The organism is Komagataeibacter nataicola (genome assembly GCF_003207795.1).
Taxonomy (GTDB): Bacteria; Pseudomonadota; Alphaproteobacteria; order Acetobacterales; family Acetobacteraceae; genus Komagataeibacter; species Komagataeibacter nataicola.
The window spans coordinates 47,630-64,180 of sequence record NZ_NIRT01000006.1; the positions used below are offsets into that span (position 1 = coordinate 47,630).

General features: G+C 64.4%; 21 protein-coding genes and 2 tRNA genes. 17 read left to right on the forward strand and 6 right to left on the reverse strand.

The window, feature by feature from the left end; genetic code table 11:
* Window positions 1-25: 25 nt before the first annotated feature.
* From rfbC to CDI09_RS05000, 3 genes are all read right to left on the reverse strand, one after another.
* The gene (rfbC, locus tag CDI09_RS04990; protein ID WP_078527873.1) at window positions 26-592 is read right to left on the reverse strand and encodes a dTDP-4-dehydrorhamnose 3,5-epimerase; all 567 of its coding nucleotides are present in this window, start codon (window positions 590-592) and stop codon (window positions 26-28) included.
* A gap of 395 nt (window positions 593-987) precedes the next feature.
* Window positions 988-1,063, reverse strand: a tRNA-Ala gene (locus CDI09_RS04995).
* Between the two features lie 100 nt (window positions 1,064-1,163).
* Complete coding sequence (locus CDI09_RS05000; RefSeq protein ID WP_236944438.1) at window positions 1,164-1,808, reverse strand: Maf family protein; 645 nt, start codon at window positions 1,806-1,808, stop codon at window positions 1,164-1,166.
* A 407-nt stretch (window positions 1,809-2,215) separates the two neighbouring features.
* On the opposite strand from CDI09_RS05000, the gene hemE reads away from it, so the two are divergent.
* The 3 genes from hemE to hemJ are packed head-to-tail and all read left to right on the forward strand — an operon-like array spanning window position 2,216 to window position 4,436.
* The gene (gene hemE, locus CDI09_RS05005; protein WP_078525550.1) at window positions 2,216-3,277 is read left to right on the forward strand and encodes a uroporphyrinogen decarboxylase; all 1,062 of its coding nucleotides are present in this window, start codon (window positions 2,216-2,218) and stop codon (window positions 3,275-3,277) included.
* Between the two features lie 3 nt (window positions 3,278-3,280).
* Complete coding sequence (locus tag CDI09_RS05010) at window positions 3,281-3,994, forward strand: HAD family hydrolase (protein WP_078525549.1); 714 nt, start codon at window positions 3,281-3,283, stop codon at window positions 3,992-3,994.
* On the forward strand, window positions 3,987-4,436 hold the full coding sequence (gene hemJ / locus CDI09_RS05015; protein ID WP_078525548.1) for a protoporphyrinogen oxidase HemJ: 450 nt from the start codon (window positions 3,987-3,989) through the stop codon (window positions 4,434-4,436). The genes CDI09_RS05010 and hemJ overlap by 8 nt, the downstream gene beginning before the upstream one ends.
* A 30-nt stretch (window positions 4,437-4,466) precedes the next feature.
* On the opposite strand, the gene CDI09_RS05020 is transcribed toward hemJ, so the two are convergent.
* Window positions 4,467-4,904 (reverse strand): YjjA family protein, encoded by a 438-nt coding sequence (locus tag CDI09_RS05020; RefSeq protein WP_078525547.1) that lies wholly within the window; start codon window positions 4,902-4,904, stop codon window positions 4,467-4,469.
* A 92-nt stretch (window positions 4,905-4,996) separates the two neighbouring features.
* Window positions 4,997-5,317 (reverse strand): YggT family protein, encoded by a 321-nt coding sequence (locus CDI09_RS05025; RefSeq protein ID WP_078525546.1) that lies wholly within the window; start codon window positions 5,315-5,317, stop codon window positions 4,997-4,999.
* 144 nt (window positions 5,318-5,461) lie between these two features.
* On the opposite strand from CDI09_RS05025, the gene CDI09_RS05030 reads away from it, so the two are divergent.
* Window positions 5,462-5,537 (forward strand) — tRNA-Ala (locus CDI09_RS05030).
* Between the two features lie 53 nt (window positions 5,538-5,590).
* Here the strand turns inward: CDI09_RS05030 and CDI09_RS05035 are convergent.
* Window positions 5,591-5,962 carry a RidA family protein gene (locus CDI09_RS05035; protein WP_078525545.1) on the reverse strand — a complete coding sequence of 124 codons (372 nt, stop codon included), beginning with the start codon at window positions 5,960-5,962 and terminating at the stop codon, window positions 5,591-5,593.
* 71 nt (window positions 5,963-6,033) lie between these two features.
* Here CDI09_RS05035 and CDI09_RS05040 point away from each other — a divergent pair, with 71 nt between their 5' ends.
* From CDI09_RS05040 to CDI09_RS05095, 13 genes are all read left to right on the forward strand, one after another.
* On the forward strand, window positions 6,034-6,477 hold the full coding sequence (locus CDI09_RS05040) for an HPr kinase/phosphorylase (RefSeq protein WP_078525544.1): 444 nt from the start codon (window positions 6,034-6,036) through the stop codon (window positions 6,475-6,477).
* 134 nt (window positions 6,478-6,611) lie between these two features.
* Window positions 6,612-7,583, forward strand: a complete 972-nt coding sequence (gene rapZ / locus CDI09_RS05045; RefSeq protein WP_078525543.1) for an RNase adapter RapZ — start codon at window positions 6,612-6,614, stop codon at window positions 7,581-7,583.
* Entirely contained in the window at window positions 7,580-8,041 is a 462-nt protein-coding gene (locus CDI09_RS05050; RefSeq protein WP_078525542.1) for a PTS sugar transporter subunit IIA, read from the forward strand. The genes rapZ and CDI09_RS05050 overlap by 4 nt, the downstream gene beginning before the upstream one ends.
* Window positions 8,034-8,330, forward strand: coding sequence for an HPr family phosphocarrier protein (locus CDI09_RS05055; RefSeq protein ID WP_078527871.1), 297 nt, complete (start codon window positions 8,034-8,036; stop codon window positions 8,328-8,330). Before CDI09_RS05050 ends, CDI09_RS05055 begins: the two co-directional genes overlap by 8 nt.
* A complete protein-coding gene (ptsP, locus tag CDI09_RS05060) occupies window positions 8,317-10,155 on the forward strand; it encodes a phosphoenolpyruvate--protein phosphotransferase (protein WP_078525540.1) in 1,839 nt (612 codons plus the stop codon). Before CDI09_RS05055 ends, ptsP begins: the two co-directional genes overlap by 14 nt.
* Window positions 10,148-11,524 (forward strand): anthranilate synthase component I family protein, encoded by a 1,377-nt coding sequence (locus CDI09_RS05065; RefSeq protein WP_078527869.1) that lies wholly within the window; start codon window positions 10,148-10,150, stop codon window positions 11,522-11,524. The genes ptsP and CDI09_RS05065 overlap by 8 nt, the downstream gene beginning before the upstream one ends.
* Window positions 11,521-12,330, forward strand: a complete 810-nt coding sequence (locus CDI09_RS05070; protein ID WP_078525539.1) for an aminotransferase class IV — start codon at window positions 11,521-11,523, stop codon at window positions 12,328-12,330. Before CDI09_RS05065 ends, CDI09_RS05070 begins: the two co-directional genes overlap by 4 nt.
* Window positions 12,331-12,354: 24 nt before the next feature.
* Window positions 12,355-12,531, forward strand: coding sequence for a hypothetical protein (locus CDI09_RS18065; RefSeq protein WP_167370194.1), 177 nt, complete (start codon window positions 12,355-12,357; stop codon window positions 12,529-12,531).
* A 49-nt stretch (window positions 12,532-12,580) separates the two neighbouring features.
* Window positions 12,581-14,161, forward strand: coding sequence for a bifunctional phosphoribosylaminoimidazolecarboxamide formyltransferase/IMP cyclohydrolase (gene purH, locus CDI09_RS05075; RefSeq protein ID WP_078525538.1), 1,581 nt, complete (start codon window positions 12,581-12,583; stop codon window positions 14,159-14,161).
* 96 nt (window positions 14,162-14,257) lie between these two features.
* Entirely contained in the window at window positions 14,258-15,028 is a 771-nt protein-coding gene (locus CDI09_RS05080; RefSeq protein ID WP_078525537.1) for a hypothetical protein, read from the forward strand.
* Between the two features lie 124 nt (window positions 15,029-15,152).
* On the forward strand, window positions 15,153-15,494 hold the full coding sequence (locus CDI09_RS05085) for an AtpZ/AtpI family protein (RefSeq protein ID WP_078525536.1): 342 nt from the start codon (window positions 15,153-15,155) through the stop codon (window positions 15,492-15,494).
* A 12-nt stretch (window positions 15,495-15,506) separates the two neighbouring features.
* The gene (locus CDI09_RS05090; RefSeq protein WP_078525535.1) at window positions 15,507-16,256 is read left to right on the forward strand and encodes a F0F1 ATP synthase subunit A; all 750 of its coding nucleotides are present in this window, start codon (window positions 15,507-15,509) and stop codon (window positions 16,254-16,256) included.
* A gap of 60 nt (window positions 16,257-16,316) precedes the next feature.
* Window positions 16,317-16,541 carry an ATP synthase subunit C family protein gene (locus CDI09_RS05095; protein WP_003616715.1) on the forward strand — a complete coding sequence of 75 codons (225 nt, stop codon included), beginning with the start codon at window positions 16,317-16,319 and terminating at the stop codon, window positions 16,539-16,541.
* Window positions 16,542-16,551 lie beyond the last annotated feature (10 nt).

Consider the following 16,551-nt stretch of genomic DNA (forward strand, 5'->3'; position numbering starts at 1 on the left):
AGCTGCGGTGGAAAAGGCCGGCGCGTTACGCGTAATGGAACCAGTCGATCACGGCGGAAAAGGGCGGTGCCGCCGCATCGTGCTCCGAAACAATGGCCTGGCCATCGGTCACGGGCCATTCAATGCCCAGTGTTGCATCATTCCAGCGCAGGCTGCGCGCGCAGGTGGGGTCGGAGGGAGTGGTGCACTGCCAGTGCACCTCCGTATGGTCGGTCAATGTGCAGAAACCGTGCAGGAAGCCCGGCGGTATCCATAACTGGTTGCCATTCCCGGCATTCAGGGTAACACCCACCCATTGACCGAAGGTGGGCGAGCCGGTGCGCACATCCACCGCCACATCCCATATCGCCCCGCGCGTGCACCGCACCAGCTTGCCCTGCGCGCGGGGCGCCACCTGGGCGTGAAGGCCCCTCACCATGCCCCGTTGCCGCGACAGGCAATGGTGATCCTGCGCAAAAGGGCTGGCCATGCCGATCCGGGCCAGACCGGCTGCGCTGGAAAGCCCGCGTTCCTCTTCAATACGGGGCGGAGTAAACAAAAGCAGGCCTTCAAGCGGCAGAGCCTCGAGCTGAAGGGCATGCCCTGCCGCCATGCGGCCCAAATTCGGCCGGGCGCGGACAGAAGACTGCGTTTCCACTTTCAGCACGCTCGCATGGTCGGGCAATTGGTTGAATGCTGCATCATGGCCGTGCTCGCTATCCGGTCGGGTTATTTCATCACTTTGAAATGCAGTTTTAACGCAGCATCGGTTACGAACCGATTAAGGGCATATTTTGAAATAACCATTTGATAAGAAATAAATATTTTTGGATTCTGCTTTTTTTGAAAAGGCAGCGTCATCTGAAACTGTCTGAAAAAAGCATCACCGAAACCTTTTTCATGATTTCAGGACATAAGATCCGGACGCACAAAGCCCTCATGCAGCACATGAAGGCGTTGACGACATCATCAATAATTTAAAGTGTGGGGGTACCAGATTAAGGAATCTGGTGGAGCCAAGGGGAGTCGAACCCCTGACCTCCTGAATGCCATTCAGGCGCTCTCCCAACTGAGCTATGGCCCCACTGTTCCGACGGGTGCTGGCCATCTGCATGGCCACCGTGGTCCGGTGACGGGGGTATAACCTCAAGCGCAGACCGATGCAACCCCCTCCGGAAGATTATTCACGGCAAGATAATGCCATGCGTGCGCAGGGCCGCGAGCAGCGGCAGCAGCGGCAGGCCCATAATGGCCGACTGTTCCCCCTCAATGCAGGAGAAAAGCTGGATCCCGCGCCCTTCAAGCCGGTAGCACCCCACGCAGGATAGAATCGCCTCGCCTTCGGCCGCCAGATACCACCCGAGAAAGGACTCGCTGAAGGCACGCATATGCAGCACGGGGCAGGCCACGTGATGCCAGACCTCGTGGCCATCGCGCAGCAGGCACACCGCCGTGTGCAGCACATGCGCGCGGCCGCGCAGGCGCAGCAACTGCGCGCGGGCCGTATCACAGTCTTCGGGCTTGTCGAACCATTCCTCCCCGCAGGACAGGATCTGGTCCGCGCCAATCACCACCGTGCCGGGGTCAACCTGCACAGCCCTGGCCTTGGCGCGGGCGAGTGCAAGGGCAGCAGCACTGGCGTCGTGCCCGGCACGGCGCTGTGCCGCGCGAATGGCGTGTTCATCCACATCCGCCGCCATGAACCGGGCCGAAAGTCCCGCCGATTCCATCAGGGCGCGCCGCGCCGTCGAGCGGCTGGCCAGTACTATCGGTGGCGACTCCACCTGTAATGGGGCGGGCTTTAGTACTAAACTGGAGTCGTCCGGCATCGCGCTCTCCGTACTGCGGAAGTGAAACATTTAATTCGGGGCTCTGGAGTACTGGGGTACATGGGGACAGTACTCCAAACAATTCTGTGCCGTACCGAGTACCGTGGACAACGTGTACCCGCCCCATTCCGGTGAGTTGTACACAGCCTTATGTCGGTACATTCGGGATAACTTTCCGACTCCGTGGGAATCCTTGGAGTCGGAAACGGTACACACTGTGGGGAAAACGGGGTACATTTTCGGAAACATGGGTACCCCGTGATCCACAGCACTAAAAGCACATCAAGAAATTTCTTTCTCTTTTCTTTTATTGTTTTGAAAGGGGCGCGCGCGTTGCGCCCTGCCCGCTATCCGTCAGCCCGAAAGTACGAGATAGTCCGGCCACAACGAAACAGAACGACGGATCGATGACAGAAACACGCAAACCCCTGCTCGCCACCCTGTTGGGAGAGGCGACATGGCCCCCTCCGGTATGGCTGATGCGGCAGGCGGGCCGGTTCCTGCCAGAATTCCGGGCCCTGCGTGAAAAGGCGGATTTCATAACCCGCTGCATGACCCCCGACATGGCGGTCGACATTACGTTACAGCCCATCCGCCGTTTCGGCATGGATGGGGCCATCCTGTTTTCCGACATCCTGATCCTGCCCTGGGCCATGGGGCAGTCACTGGAATTCGTGCCGGGACGGGGCCCCGTTCTGGGGGCCGTGCGCTCACAGGCCGATCTCGACCAGCTTGATCCGGGCAGGGTGGCGCAGGCGGTTGAACCGGTCATGCAGACCCTGCGCAGGCTGCGGGCCATTGTCGATGGGCCGGAGGCGATCGGTCCGGCACGACCGGGGCAGGTGACGCTGATCGGGTTCGCTGGCGCGCCGTTTACGGTGGCATGCTACATGGTGGAAGGCCATGGCTCGCGTGAGTTCGAGGAAACCCGCAGGCTCGCCTATACCGATCCCGCGTTTTTCGATCGGCTGATCGACCTGCTCACCACGTCTACGGCGGATATGCTGTGCGCCCAGATCGAGGCGGGAGCCGAGGCGGTCATGCTGTTCGATAGCTGGTCAGGGCTGCTGCCGCCTTCGCAGTTCCGCAAGCATGTGATTGAACCGGCAAAACGCATTACCGCCATCATCAACGCCCGCCACCCCGGCGTGCCGGTCATTGGCTTCCCCCGGCTGGCGGGACTGATGGCAGTTGAATACGGGCGTGAAACCGGCGTGAACGCGATGGCGCTCGATACTGGGGCGGACATGAAGGCCGTAGCCGACAAGGTGCCCGGCACGCTGGTGCTGCAGGGCAATCTCGACCCCATACGCGTTCTGGCTGGTGGCGAAGGCATGCGGGCCGAGGCGCGCGCCATCCGGGATGCCATGAAGGGTCGCCCGCATGTGTTCAACCTTGGCCACGGCGTCATTCCCACCACGCCGCCCGAGCATGTGGGCGACCTGATCAAGACCATCCGGGAGGTCTGAGCCATGCTGCCCTCCGCCCTGCGCCCAGATGGCGCGCTCAGGCTGGTCATTTTCGATTGCGATGGCGTGCTGATCGACAGTGAAGGCCCCTCATGCCGCATGATCGCCCGTACCCTGCGCGATTATGGCCCCGAGATCAGCGATGAAGACGCCGTGCGCCGCTTTGCAGGCCATGCCCTGACCGCGCTCAAGCACGAGATCGAGGATGAGGAGGGCATCAGCCTGCCCGCTGACTGGCCTGCCCGGATGCAGCGCAACCTCGTCACCCTCATGCGCAATGAGGCGGAAACCATCGAGGGCGCGCCCGCCATGCTGCGTGGCGTGACAGAGCTGGGACTGCCCTACCGCATCGGCTCCAATTCCTCGGTGGAGGAAATGGAGGCCAAATTCGGCCGCACCGGGCTTGATGCGCTGATTGCGCCTGCCAGCATCCACTCCGCGCGTGACATGGGCCAGCCCAAGCCGGATCCGGCAGTCTATCTGGCGGCGGCAAAGGCGCAGGGCGTGCCGCCGGAATGCTGCATCGTTTTAGAAGATACCGATACCGGCGCCCGCGCGGCTCAGGCCGCGGGCATGGGCTGCGTGCTGCTGCGCGCGCCCGACCTGCCGGCTCCACAGTGGCCGGGGCTGCTGCGGATCGCGCATCTGGATGAATTCGTGCCGCTGCTTGCGCGCATCCAGGCCAGCCAGAAGCAGGCGGGCAGTGTGAATGGGTAGCGCCCTCATTCCCTTCATGCTGTGGCTCAAGGCGTTCCACATCATGTCACTGATTGCGTGGATGGCGGGGCTGTTCTACCTGCCGCGCCTGTTTGTCTATCACTGCCAGGTGGTGGCCGGTTCACCGGAATCAGCACGCTTCAAGGTGATGGAATACAAGCTGCTGCGCTTCATCATGGCGCCCGCGATGATCAGCACTTTCGTGTTTGGCGGGCTGCTGGCCGCCATACCGGGGGTGATCGACTGGCATGCGGGATGGTGGCTGGTCAAGCTGGCCTGCGTGCTCGCCCTGGCGGGCTTTCAGGGGGCGTGCGGACGGTGGCGGCGTGACTTCGCCAATGACCGCAATACGCGGCCCGAACGCTTCTATCGCATGGCCAATGAAGTGCCGACCGTGCTGATGATGGTCATCGTCATCATGGTGGTGGTCCGCCCGTTCTGAACCGATCAGGCGGCCCCCGTCAGGCGTGGATCAGAGCAGGGACTTGCCCTGCTTGAGCACGGCCTTGCAGACCTTTGTGGTGACCTTCTGCTTGATGTTGCCTTTCAGCGAGGACAGCGAGAAGGTATTGCCATTGCCGGTATCAAGAATGCCGTTCTGGCCGTTTGAATACTGGCTGCTCGAGGTATCGAGCCCGGCTTTCTGCTTCAGTGAGGAAAGCAGGGTGGAGGGGGTGTTGCCCTGCAGGTAGTTGTTCTGCACGCAGTAGCTCATCAGGCCCGTGACGTTGGAAGGGGCGAGCGAGGAAACGGAGGGCATGCTCATGCCACTGCCCGACAGCAGGCTCGATGCGTCGCCGCCAAGCCCACCAAGGCTGCCAAGACCTTCGGCATGCACGGGGGCGGCAGAAAGGGCTGCCGCTACGGGCAGGGCGGCGAGAAGCGCCAGGAAACGGTTTGATTTTTTCATGTGAATACTAACTCCTGAAAATGCGGTCCGAGTGAAAAAGCAGGGCCCGTGCACCCATTATAGGCCGCACGATGGCGGCGGCGATAGCCCGCTTACATCGGGGGAACAAGCAGCATGCCTTCGATCCTGAACAGGATCGGCAGCGCCAGGTACTGAATCAGCAGCAGCAGTACGAGCGGACTGAAATCCATGTTGCCAAAGTTGGGCAGCACGCTGCGGATGGGGCGTAGCACCGGTTCGGTCATGCGATACAGGAAATTGCCGATATTCCACACGATCGGGTTGCGCTGGTCGAGAATGCCGAATGCCAGCAGGAAGCTGAACAGGCACGAGACCAGCACCACATAGGTGTAAAGCTGTATCAGTTCAGCCAGCAGGCTAAAGATTATGGGGATCAACGGGCCAACTTTCATAGGTGACGACACACCGGAATCTAGTGTCGTCAGAGGGCGCATACAACCGCCATGAACCGCCATACCGGAGCGGGAAATTATATGTAGCCCCAAATTTGGCCTTGACTTGCGCCCGTTGCGGGTTATCTATCGCGCGAGGATTGTGGGGCTGTAGCTCAGATGGGAGAGCGCCTCGTTCGCAATGAGGAGGTCAGGGGTTCGATTCCCCTCAGCTCCACCACGATCCCCCCTGATTTCATGAAAATTGCTGCGTTTCGTTCAGGCTGATGTTCTTCAGGTCTCCGTGTCGTCCGGCTCGACTGTGGCGAGCAGTTCGATCTCGGCAAGTTGGCCCGGCTGTTCAAACGGCTTGACCAGACGCAACGTGGTGGCGGGGCAGGTACGGCCAAACAGATCGTTGAGCAGCGGAAAACAGGCGGCAAATCCCGCCGTGTCGTGCAGCATGAAGATGATGCGCGTGACGTTCTCCGCCCCCATGCCCCGGCTGGCTAGCTGGTCCATGCCCGTCATGAGCGCCTGGCGGATCTGGCCAAACAGTTCAGGGGGGAAGCCACCGGTCTGCGCGTTGATCCCGGTCAGGTGCCGGAGGTGGAGTTCGGGCTGCGGGCGCAACGACGTGTTTTCTTCCATCTGCAAAAGAATCATGAAGTCGCCATGCTTTGTCCATAAAAATTTTTCCTTTCCCGAAACCACGCCCCGTCCGGTAAAGCACGGGCATGAACGCGCCGCTCCACATCCATGCCTCCTGTGCCGCGCGCGGTGCGCAGGGCATCATGCTCATGGGGGCATCGGGGGCGGGCAAGTCGGATCTTCTGCTGCGCCTCATTGATGCGGGCTATGCCCTCGTGGCCGATGATCAGGTCTGCCTGCAGGCGGGGTGGGCCAGCCCGCCTGCAGCCCTTGCGGGGTTGCTCGAGGTGCGCGGCATCGGCATCATCCGCATGGCATGGCGGCAACGCGTGCGGGTGGTAGCCCTTGCAAGGCTGGTGTCAGCGCCCGATTATGCTTCCCGCCTGCCTCCCGCACCTGAACCCGATGCGCTGACCGGCGTGCCCGCGTTCCGCCTCGACCCGGCCCAGCCCTCGGCCGTGGCGCGCGTGGGCCTGATCCTTGACTGCGTTGCCGGACGGAGCCAATTGCTGGATGAAAGACAGATGTGATGCGGCTGCCACTTTCCATGATTGCCCTTTCGGGGGAGAATGGGTTCAGGAAAAGGTTTCGATCCCGCCATGATACAGCGATCTGTCATCCGGCAAATGGCTGAGAGAAGTCAGGGTTTTGCGTGACTGACACCATGCATGAAGACACACCTCTCCCCCGTCGCATCCTGCTTGTGACCGGCCTGTCCGGGGCGGGCAAATCCTCGATTCTGCGTATTCTGGAGGATCTGGGGCACGAGGTGATCGACAATCCGCCGCTCGGCATGCTCGATGAGATCGTAGCCCGTGCCGAACGCCCGGTGGCCATTGGCGTGGATTCGCGCACGCGTGGCTTCGATGCCTCCGCCGTGCTCGCAGCCCTTGCCCGGCTGCGCGTCAACCCCGCCCTCAATGCCGAACTGATCTACGCCACGGCCGAGGAAAGCGTGCTGCTCAGCCGCTATACAGCCACCCGCAGGCGCCACCCGCAGGCCGTGCATGGCACGGTCAAGGAAGGGATCGAGGCCGAGATCCGCCTCACCTCCCCCCTGCGTGAAGCTGCCGATATGGTAATCGATACCTCCGACCTGCCGCCATTCGAGCTGCGCCAGCTTGTCGAGGCCCGCTTTGGCGAGTGGTCGGCAGGCGGGCTTGACGGGCTGACCGTGGCGCTGATGTCGTTTGCCTTTCCCGCGGGCCTGCCGCGGGAGGCGGATATGGTGTTCGATGCCCGCTTCCTCACCAACCCGTATTACGACCCCGCCCTGTCGCCCATGACCGGGCTCGATGCGGCCGTGGCGGATTACGTGGCCAATGACCCTGATTATGCCGAATTCCTTGATCGTATGGCAGGGCTGCTCGAACTCGTGCTGCCGCGCTTCGTGCGTGAGGGCAAGAAATACGCCACCATCGCCATTGGCTGTTCGGGCGGGCGGCACCGCTCGGTCACCCTTGTCGAGGCACTGGCGCGGCGGCTGGCGCAGCGTGCTGACAGTGCCCACCCCCAGGATGCATGGCCCGTCGTGATCATGCACCGTGAACTGGCCCGCCAGGGTCGCAGCAGCTGGCGCTGGGCCAACCGCCCGCGCGGGCTGGCCGAACCAACGGAGCAGGCGGACCCGCAATGATCGGTCTTGTATTCGTGATGCATGGTGTTCTGGGCGAGACCCTGAAGGCGGAACTCGAACACGTGGTTGGCCCGCAGGCGCAGGCCACGGTGTTCAATGTCACGGCGGCCTCGCTGCCGGGCACCTGCCGCGCACCGTTGCGCCAGGCCATCGATTCGGTCGATAGCGGGCAGGGCGTGATCCTGCTGACCGACATGTTCGGCAGCACGCCGTCCAATGTCGCGATCTCGGTGCTGGAGAACAACCGCGTGGAGGTGCTGGCAGGCGTCAACATGCCCATGCTGGTCAAGCTGGCGCAGATGCGCGGCCAGGCGGCCCTGCAGGATTGCCTGCACGGCGCGGAAGAGGCGGGCAGGCGTTATATTTCGGTTGCCTCGCACCTGCCGGCTGCCTGCCTGTCAGGCGTGGGGGCCTGCGCGGGCGAGGCGGCGGACAGCGTCGTGGGCCATGGTGGCTGAACCCGTGGCGCAGGCGGCGCCCCGGCGGGCGGATGTGGGCATTGTCAACCAGCGCGGGCTGCATGCGCGCGCGGCGGCCAGATTCGTCACGATGGCGGAAAAATTCGATGCAACCATCGACGTGACCCATGCGGGCATGACGGTTTCGGGCCACTCCATCATGGGGCTCATGATGCTGGGGGCGGGGAAGGGCGAGACGATCAGCATCGCCGCCTCCGGCCCGCAGGCGGAACCGGCACTCGCGGCCCTCGTGCGGCTGGTCGGGGCCGGGTTTGATGAAGACGACTGAACGCGCCACCACCCGTCGTCCGCGCCCCGGTGAGGCGCGGCTGGAAGGTCAGCCCGTTTCATCGGGCGTGGCCATCGGGTATGCCGCCATTGCGCATGATCCCGCCCTGCCGCCCATCGACACCACGCGGCGCGACTGCGACCCTGCCCATGAACGCGCGCGCCTGTTTGAGGCCATAACCCGCTCTACTGCCCAGCTGCGTCGCCTGCATGACCGCCTGGCCCTGCTGCCTGAGGACGGGCAGGTGGAAATCGGCTCCCTGCTTGAGGTCTATCGCCGCATGCTCGGCCCCTCGCGCCTGCGGCGCGGCATCGAGGCCCTGCTCGGGCAGGGTATGCTGGCCGAGGCCGCCGTGCAGCACGAAACCGAGGCCCTGGCCGCCTTCATGCTCAGCCCCCCTGGCCGCCCTGCGCCCGAAGGCGAGGATGCGGTGGCGGCAAGGCGGCGGGCGGGAGAGTTCCGTGAGATCGGGCGCAGGCTGGTGCGTAACCTCAGCGGCACGCCGTACCGGTCGTTTTCCACCATTCCCGATGGTGCGATCCTTGTTGCCGAGCAGTTGCGCCCCGCCGATGCCGCCCTGATCGACCCCTCGCGTATCGCCGCCGTGGTGACTGAAGAGGGCGGCAGCACCGGGCATACCGCCATCTTGCTGCGCGCGCTTGGCATTCCCGCCGTGCTGGCCGTCCATGGCCTGCTGGCGCGCGTCGGGCGGCGCACGCGGCTGGTGGTTGATGGCACGACCGGGCGTGTCATCATCCGGCCTTCCACCCGCACGGCGGCCGCGGCCCGGGTGGAGGTGGCGGCCTATGCGCGTGAACGCCAGGCGCTTGGCCGTCTGCGCCGCCTGCCTGCCCGCCTGTCGAGCGGAGAAGTGCTGACATTGCAGGCCAATCTCGAAATCCCGGCCGAACTGCCCATGATCGCGCAGTCAGGTGCTGCGGGCATCGGGCTGCTGCGCAGCGAGTTCCTGTTCATGAATGCCGAAACCCTGCCTGATGAAGCCCGGCAGGAAGCCCTCTACCGCCCTCTGGTCGAGGCCATGGCGGGCGATCCGGTCACGATCCGCGTCGTGGACTGGGGAAGCGAGAAGAACAGCGATGCCCTGACACAGGCAGGCATTGGCACCGGCAGCGATGTCAATCCGGCGTTGGGCCTGCGGGGCATAAGGCTGCTTTTGCGCCATCGCGCCCTGCTTGAAACGCAGTTCGCCGCCATCCTGCGCGCGGCCACCGCAGGCCCGGTGCGGGTGCTGCTGCCCATGGTGTCGAGCCCGGCGGAACTGCATGAAGCGCGTGAAATCTATGCCCGCGTGGGCCGCAGGCTGCGGCGCAAGGGGGTGGACATACCCGACCCGCTGCCGCCGCTTGGCATCATGATCGAAACGCCTGCCGCCGCCCTCATGGCCGATGTGCTGGCGCAGGAGGCTGAATTCCTCGCCATCGGCACCAATGACCTGACCATGTACACCCTGGCGGCAGACCGGGCGGCGACGGATGTGGCGGGGCTGTATGACCCGCTGCACCCCGCCGTGCTGCGGCTTGTGCGGCTGGCGGCGGATGCCGGGCTGCGGCAGCGCAGGCCGGTCTCGCTGTGTGGCGAGATGGCCTCCGACCCGCTGGCCGTGCCGTTGCTGGTGGGGCTGGGGGTGCGGTCGTTTTCCATGCATGCTTCCGCCGTGCCGCGCGTCAAGCGCGCGGTGCGGGCGGCGGCGATGGATGACTGCCGCCGCATGGCCTGCCGCGCGCTTGAAGCCGCCGACGGACCGGAAGTCAGCGCCATGCTGATGGATTATGCCGCAACCCTGCATCACGCCGGGGATGGCTAGCTCCGCGCCCTGCCTGCCCTTGGCCTGGCGGGATGTGGATGACGTGCTGGCCGCGTGGGGCGACCAACCGGGGTTTGTCTGTCTTGACAGCGGCGGTCCGGTCGGCCCGCGTGCGCGCTGGACCATCATCTGCCGCGACCCTGCACATTGGATCGAGCAGCGTGATGGCATGTGCTGGCTGGATGGCACGCAGGTGGCGCATGACCTGCCCGGCCTGCTGCGCCAGTGCGTGCCAGGTGGGTGCTGCCCGCCCGAGGTGCCGTTTGCCGGAGGCGCGATCGGCTTTATCGGCTATGGCGCGGGTCAGCGTATGGAAGGCATCGGCACGCGCCATGGGGCAGGAGATGATGGCCCCGAGGCCGCTTTCGGCCTGTATGACCATGCCTTCGTGCTCGATCGCAAGACAGGTCGCGCCTGGCTGGCGGGAACAGACCTTGATGCTCCGCATATGATGGCACTGGCAGCGCAGTGGGCGGCGATGGCTCCGGCGGCAAAACCCCCGCCCCTGCCCGCGTTGCGTTTCCGGCCCGATCAGGACGGGGCGGCGTATCGCGCCGCCGTGGCGCAGACCGTGGCCCGGATTGCGGCGGGCGAAGTATTTCAGGTCAACATCACCGGGCGCATGCGGGCCACCCGTCCGCCCGGGCTTTCGGCGGTTGATGTGTACCGCACGCTGCGCGCCACATCGCCCGCGCCATTCGGGGCCTTTATGGTGGGTGAGGGCGGGTTTGCGCTGCTCGGCGCCTCGCCCGAGCGTTTTTTACGCCTTGATGGCGCAGGCCGGGTCAGCACCCGGCCCATAAAGGGCACCGCCCCGCGCGGCGGCACGGCGCAGGACGACGCCCGGCTGGCCCATGCCCTGCGCCATGATGCGAAGGAGCGGGCCGAGAACCTGATGATCGTTGACCTCATGCGCAACGATATCGGGCGCGTGGCACAGATGGGCAGCATTGCCGTGCCAGAACTTTTTGCGGTCGAGCAATTCGCGCATGTGCATCATCTGGTCTCCGAAATAACGGGGCGGCTGGCACCGGAGCACGATGCCTGTGACCTGCTGGCAGCCACCCTGCCACCCGGCTCGGTCACCGGCGCGCCCAAGCACCGCGCCATGCAGGTGATCGATGCGCTCGAGGCCTCGCCCCGTGGGGCCTATTGCGGCGCCGTGGTCAGGATTGGCAGCGATGGCACCATGGATAGCGCCGTCATCATCCGCACGCTGGTCCTCACGCGTGACCACGTTACAGCAGCGGCAGGGGGCGGCATTACCGTGGAGTCCGACCCGGAGCGTGAATACCGCGAGATGCAGCTTAAAATCGCGGCTCTGCTGGCCCTGTTCGGGCCGCAGGTGGATGAAGGAAACATGCCATGACCCCTACAGGCCTGCCCGTATGGCTCAATGGCCAGGTTCTCAGTCCGGCCGAGGCCCGCATCGACCCGGCGGATAGGGGGCTGCTGCTGGGTGATGGCCTGTTCGAGACCATGCGCGTGGCCGATGGTGCGGTCCGGCATTTCACGCTTCATATGGAGCGGCTGGCCCACGGCGCTGGCGTGCTCATGCTCCCCCCACCCGATACGGACAGGATCGCGCAGGCGGTGCATGACCTGCTGGCCGCCTCCGGGCTGCAGAGCGGTTCGCTGCGGCTTACGCTCACCCGTGGTCCCGGCCCGCGCGGGCTGCTGCCCCCGCCTCGGGTCCAGCCCACCCTGCTGCTTGCTGCTGCCGCCAGCCTGCCGCCCGCAACCCCCGTGCGGCTGGTCACTGCCACCCACCGGCGCGATGAGGAGAGCGTGCTCTCGCGCATCAAGAGTCTGAACTACCTGCCCTCCATCCTCGCGCGGATGGAGGCTGCGAGCCTGGGTGCGGATGATGCGCTGCTGCTCAACCGGGCGGGGCATGTGGCCGAGACGAGTGCCAGCACGCTCGTGGCGGTTATTGGCGGGGAGCTGCTTACCCCCCCTGTGAGCGATGGCGCCTTGCCCGGCATTGCCCGTGGCGTGCTGCTGGCGGCGGGGCTGCTGCGCGAAGGTCGCCTTACCCCCGCCATGCTGCGCGGAGCCGACGCGGTTTTTGCCCTCAACAGCCTGTGCGCGCGTGAAGTGGTGGCGATTGACGGCCATGAACTGCCACGCCAGCCTGCCTGTCTGGCGCGGCTGGTGACGTATCTCGATGGCTGATTTTTCACCTGCTTTTCATAAAAAATGACAAAAGTTTCCGGGTGCCGCCGTGTTGAAAAAAAGGCGGCATTTTTCACGAAGCTTTTTGAAAAAAGCTTCACCAAAAACTTTCTGATGTTTCACAGGCAGGCTTTTCAAACCGCGCCGGGGGAGCCAGCCATGGCATTTCGCTTATTGCCCATTCTGGCGCGGTTGGACTAATCCAACCCGCATTGGCTCATTTCCAGCTTGCGTGAAAGGTCACTTGCAGATGACCCCCCCCACCACCGTGCCGGTCCGGCGTGCCCTGATTTCCGTGTCTGACAAGAAGGGGCTGCTTGATCTGGCCCGCGCGCTTGTTGCCCACGGGGCCGAGATCCTTTCCACCGGCGGCTCCGCCCGCACCCTGCGCGAGGCCGGCATCGCCGTGCGCGACGTGTCCGAGCATACCGGCTTCCCGGAAATTCTTGATGGCCGCGTCAAGACGCTGGTGCCGCAGGTACATGGGGGCATTCTGGGCCGGCGCGACCTGCCCGCCCATGTGCGGCAGATGGAAGAGCACAAGATCGCCCCGATCGACCTCGTGGCCGTCAACCTCTACCCGTTCGAGGCCACCGTGGCCTCTGGCGCGGGACCGGAGGACTGCATCGAAAACATCGATATCGGCGGCCCCGCCCTGATCCGCGCCGCCGCCAAAAACCACGCTCACGTGGCCATCGTGACCGACCCCGCCCAGTATGGCGAGGTGATTACCGCACTGGAAAATGGCGGCACCACGCTGGCGCAGCGCACGAAGCTGGCAGGCGCCGCCTATGCCCGCACCGCAGCCTATGACGCCGCGATTGCCGCATGGTTTGCTGGCCAGGAAGGCGAGGTGCTGCCCCCGCGCATGATCCTTGCGGGCGAAAAGCGCGAAAGCCTGCGCTATGGCGAGAACCCGCACCAGAAGGCGGCCTTCTACACCGATGGCTCGACCCGCCCCGGTGTTGCCACGGCAAAGCAGATTCAGGGCAAGGCGCTGTCCTACAACAACATCAACGACACCGATGCGGCGTTCGAGGCGGTGGCGGAATTCGATGCGCCCGCCGTGGTCATCGTCAAGCACGCCAACCCCTGTGGGGTGGCGGTCGCCCCCACACAGGCTGAAGCCTGGGACCGCGCCCTGCGCTGCGACCCGGTCTCGGCCTTTGGCGGCATCGTGGCGCTGAACCGCACGCTCGAGGCTGAGGCGGCGGCGCGTATCGCCGGCATCTTCACCGAGGTGATCGTGGCACCTGACGCGACGGCCGAAGCGCGCGAGATCCTGTCACGCAAGAAAAACCTGCGCCTGCTGCTGACCGGAGCATTGCCCGACCCCGCGGCTGGCGGCGTGGTGGTGCGCTCGGTGGCCGGTGGCTTCCTGGCCCAGACGCGTGATAGCGGCCGCATCACCCCCGAGGCGCTGAAAGTCGTGACGAAACGTGCCCCGACTCCAGCCGAGATGGCGGATCTCATCTTCGCCTTCCGTGTGGCCAAGCACGTCAAGTCGAACGCGATCGTCTATGTAAAGGACCAGAGCACGGTCGGCATTGGCGCGGGCCAGATGAGCCGGGTTGATTCCGCGCGCATCGCCGCCACCAAGAGTGCCGATGCGGCGAAGGAAGCAGGCATCGACCACCCGCTGACCCAGGGCAGCGTTGTGGCGTCCGATGCGTTCTTCCCGTTTGCCGACGGGCTTGAGGCCGCGATTGCGGCAGGGGCCACCGCCGTGATCCAGCCCGGCGGCTCGATCCGTGATGACGAGGTGATCGCCGCCGCCGACAGGGCGGGCATCGCCATGGTCTTCACAGGTATGCGCCATTTCCGGCACTGATCCGTCGTCAAGCCCCCTTGCCTGCGGGGCGGGGATGGAATGAGATGGCACGCCCGGCAGCGTGCCGGTCAAGACAGACGAAAGACGGGTACCCGCATGGACATTCATCGACGTTCCTCCTGCCGCCTGCTCGCGGGCGTGCTTGTTGCTGGCAGCCTGGCGGCGGGTAGCGCCCATGCGGCTGGCAAGACGGGCGCGCAGCCCACGGCCACGGCCCCTGCGGCAACGCAGGTCGCCCCCGTGTTTGACCTCGCTCCGCTGCCTGTCACGAGCGGGCAGCTCGTGCAGTACATCCTCAGCCCGGCAGGGCAGATCGCGGGGCTGCTGCTGGCTGATGGCACGCAGGTTTTCTGCCCGCAGGATCTTGGCGAGAACCTGCCCGCCATCGTCCGGCCGGGCGAGCAGGTTTCTGTCAACGGGCTCAAGGGCATTGGCCGCCCCATCGTGCGCGCCTATGCCATAACCGGCCCGCGCGGGCAGCGTATTGCCGATGTGCGCCCCGCAAATGCGCCCGCACCCTATGATTCGCCCTCCATCGGCCCCGACGTGCCGGTGGATGGCACCGTGCTCGCCCCGCTCTATGACATGCAGGGCAGGGTGCAGGGCGCCATCATGCGCGATCATAGCGTCGTGTATGTGGGCGAGACCAACGCCACCCGGCTTGCTGCCTGGCTCAAACCGGGTGCCAGCCTGCACGCCATTGGCATTGGCGTGAGCGGGGAGCGCGGCACCGCCATCAACGCGCGTGAGATCGGGCCGGACGTGAACCAGGCCATTCACATCGAGCCCGCCGATGCGCCGCCGCCGGGGGCTTTTCCCGGCAGCGCGGGTTATGACGTGATTCCAGGCAGTGCCACGGCGCAATAAGGGTGCGGCAAACGCACAGCCGATAAAAAAGATGCGGGGGGAAACGCTTTGTTTGCCCCCCTTTGCTTGACAGGTTATTGCAGCCCCGTTAGCTACCGCCTGCACCCTCAAGGAGGTGCGAGAAGTGGATAAGGATAACGATCCTTCCGGCGAGTCCTTCAACCGGCGACTGGAAGCGGCCCGCGAGCGCATGAAGCCCCGCGTCACCGCTGAACGCGATACGGGGGGGACAATGTCCGACCTGGGCCTGGTCATCCGGTCTGGAACGGAACTGGTGTCGGCTCTTGTGGTCGGGGTTGGCATTGGCTGGGGTCTTGACCACTGGCTGGGCACAAAGCCCTGGTTCCTCATCGTCTTTTCGCTTCTTGGCGGTGTGGCAGGTGTACTTAATGTCTGGCGTCTTGTCAGGCCCGATGCCATAAGCACTAAGGCAGACGGGCCGGATGGCGGCTCCGGACGGTTATAGGGAAGAACGAAGTTGGCGGCCGGATCATCTATCGACGCGCTCGGTCAGTTCGAGCTCCATCCAGTTCTGGGTGCATTGGGCGAATCCCTGCGGTTCAGCCAGTCCCCCATGATGATGATTGTCGCCGCCTTGCTGGTTCTGGCGTTCCTGTACGTGGGCATGCGGCCTGCTGCAGTGGTGCCGGGTCGCCTGCAGGCCGCAGCCGAGATGTGCTACGATTTCATCTACAACATGGCGGTCGATACGATCGGCGTAGAGGGCAAGGCCTTCTTCCCCTTCGTGTTTACGCTGTTCTTCTTCATTCTGGCCGGTAACTACCTTGGCCTGCTGCCTTTCTCCTTCGCCTTCACCAGCCATATCGCCGTGACCCTGGCGCTGGCGCTGATGGTGTTCTGTCTCTCGATCATCGTATCGCTCAAGGTGCAGGGGGCGAAGTTCTTCGCCCACTTCATGCCCGCGGGCGCGCCCAAGGCGCTGGCCCCGCTGCTGATCCCGATCGAGATCCTTTCTTTTCTTTCGCGTCCCGTGAGCCTGTCGATCCGTCTGTTCGCCAACATGGTGGCTGGTCACGTGATGTTCGATATGTTTGCCGCCTTCACGATCATGCTGGCCGGTCTGGGCTTCTTCGGTGATATCATCGCCGTTGGTCCCGTGGTCATCAATATCGCGCTGATGGCACTCGAATTGCTGGTTGGTGCCTTGCAGGCCTATGTGTTTGCAATCCTGACCTGCATCTATCTGAGGGAGGCGGTGGCCCACTAACAGGCCGCATCCGCTTCCATCTATTTCAATCCAGAACGTCTGAAACAAGGAAAACAAGACATGGATATCGCAGCAGCCCGTGAAATTGGTGCCGGTATCGCCGTTATCGCCCTCGCTGGCGTTGGCATTGGCCTGGGTAACATCTTCTCTACGCTGGTCAGCAGCATCGCGCGCAACCCGTCCGCACGCCCGCACGTGTTCGGCCTTGGCATGCTGGGCTTCGCCCTGACGGAAGCCGTGGCCCTGTATGCGCTGCTGATCGCGTTCCTGATCCTGTTCGTCTGATACGCTGGAG

Coding starts and splice junctions, on each gene's coding strand:
- rapZ (WP_078525543.1), top strand. CDS start 6,612: ATGCATGAAGACACACCTCTCCCCCGTCGCATCCTGCTTGTGACCGGC.
- rfbC (WP_078527873.1), bottom strand. CDS start 592: ATGGCGGCAGGGCATGCCCTTCAGCTCGAGGCTCTGCCGCTTGAAGGC.
- CDI09_RS05080 (WP_078525537.1), top strand. CDS start 14,258: ATGGACATTCATCGACGTTCCTCCTGCCGCCTGCTCGCGGGCGTGCTT.
- purH (WP_078525538.1), top strand. CDS start 12,581: ATGACCCCCCCCACCACCGTGCCGGTCCGGCGTGCCCTGATTTCCGTG.
- CDI09_RS05070 (WP_078525539.1), top strand. CDS start 11,521: ATGACCCCTACAGGCCTGCCCGTATGGCTCAATGGCCAGGTTCTCAGT.
- CDI09_RS05040 (WP_078525544.1), top strand. CDS start 6,034: ATGAACGCGCCGCTCCACATCCATGCCTCCTGTGCCGCGCGCGGTGCG.
- CDI09_RS05025 (WP_078525546.1), bottom strand. CDS start 5,317: ATGAAAGTTGGCCCGTTGATCCCCATAATCTTTAGCCTGCTGGCTGAA.
- CDI09_RS05010 (WP_078525549.1), top strand. CDS start 3,281: ATGCTGCCCTCCGCCCTGCGCCCAGATGGCGCGCTCAGGCTGGTCATT.
- CDI09_RS18065 (WP_167370194.1), top strand. CDS start 12,355: ATGACAAAAGTTTCCGGGTGCCGCCGTGTTGAAAAAAAGGCGGCATTT.
- CDI09_RS05050 (WP_078525542.1), top strand. CDS start 7,580: ATGATCGGTCTTGTATTCGTGATGCATGGTGTTCTGGGCGAGACCCTG.
- CDI09_RS05035 (WP_078525545.1), bottom strand. CDS start 5,962: ATGATTCTTTTGCAGATGGAAGAAAACACGTCGTTGCGCCCGCAGCCC.
- CDI09_RS05095 (WP_003616715.1), top strand. CDS start 16,317: ATGGATATCGCAGCAGCCCGTGAAATTGGTGCCGGTATCGCCGTTATC.
- hemE (WP_078525550.1), top strand. CDS start 2,216: ATGACAGAAACACGCAAACCCCTGCTCGCCACCCTGTTGGGAGAGGCG.
- CDI09_RS05065 (WP_078527869.1), top strand. CDS start 10,148: ATGGCTAGCTCCGCGCCCTGCCTGCCCTTGGCCTGGCGGGATGTGGAT.
- CDI09_RS05000 (WP_236944438.1), bottom strand. CDS start 1,808: ATGCCGGACGACTCCAGTTTAGTACTAAAGCCCGCCCCATTACAGGTG.
- ptsP (WP_078525540.1), top strand. CDS start 8,317: ATGAAGACGACTGAACGCGCCACCACCCGTCGTCCGCGCCCCGGTGAG.
- CDI09_RS05020 (WP_078525547.1), bottom strand. CDS start 4,904: ATGAAAAAATCAAACCGTTTCCTGGCGCTTCTCGCCGCCCTGCCCGTA.
- hemJ (WP_078525548.1), top strand. CDS start 3,987: ATGGGTAGCGCCCTCATTCCCTTCATGCTGTGGCTCAAGGCGTTCCAC.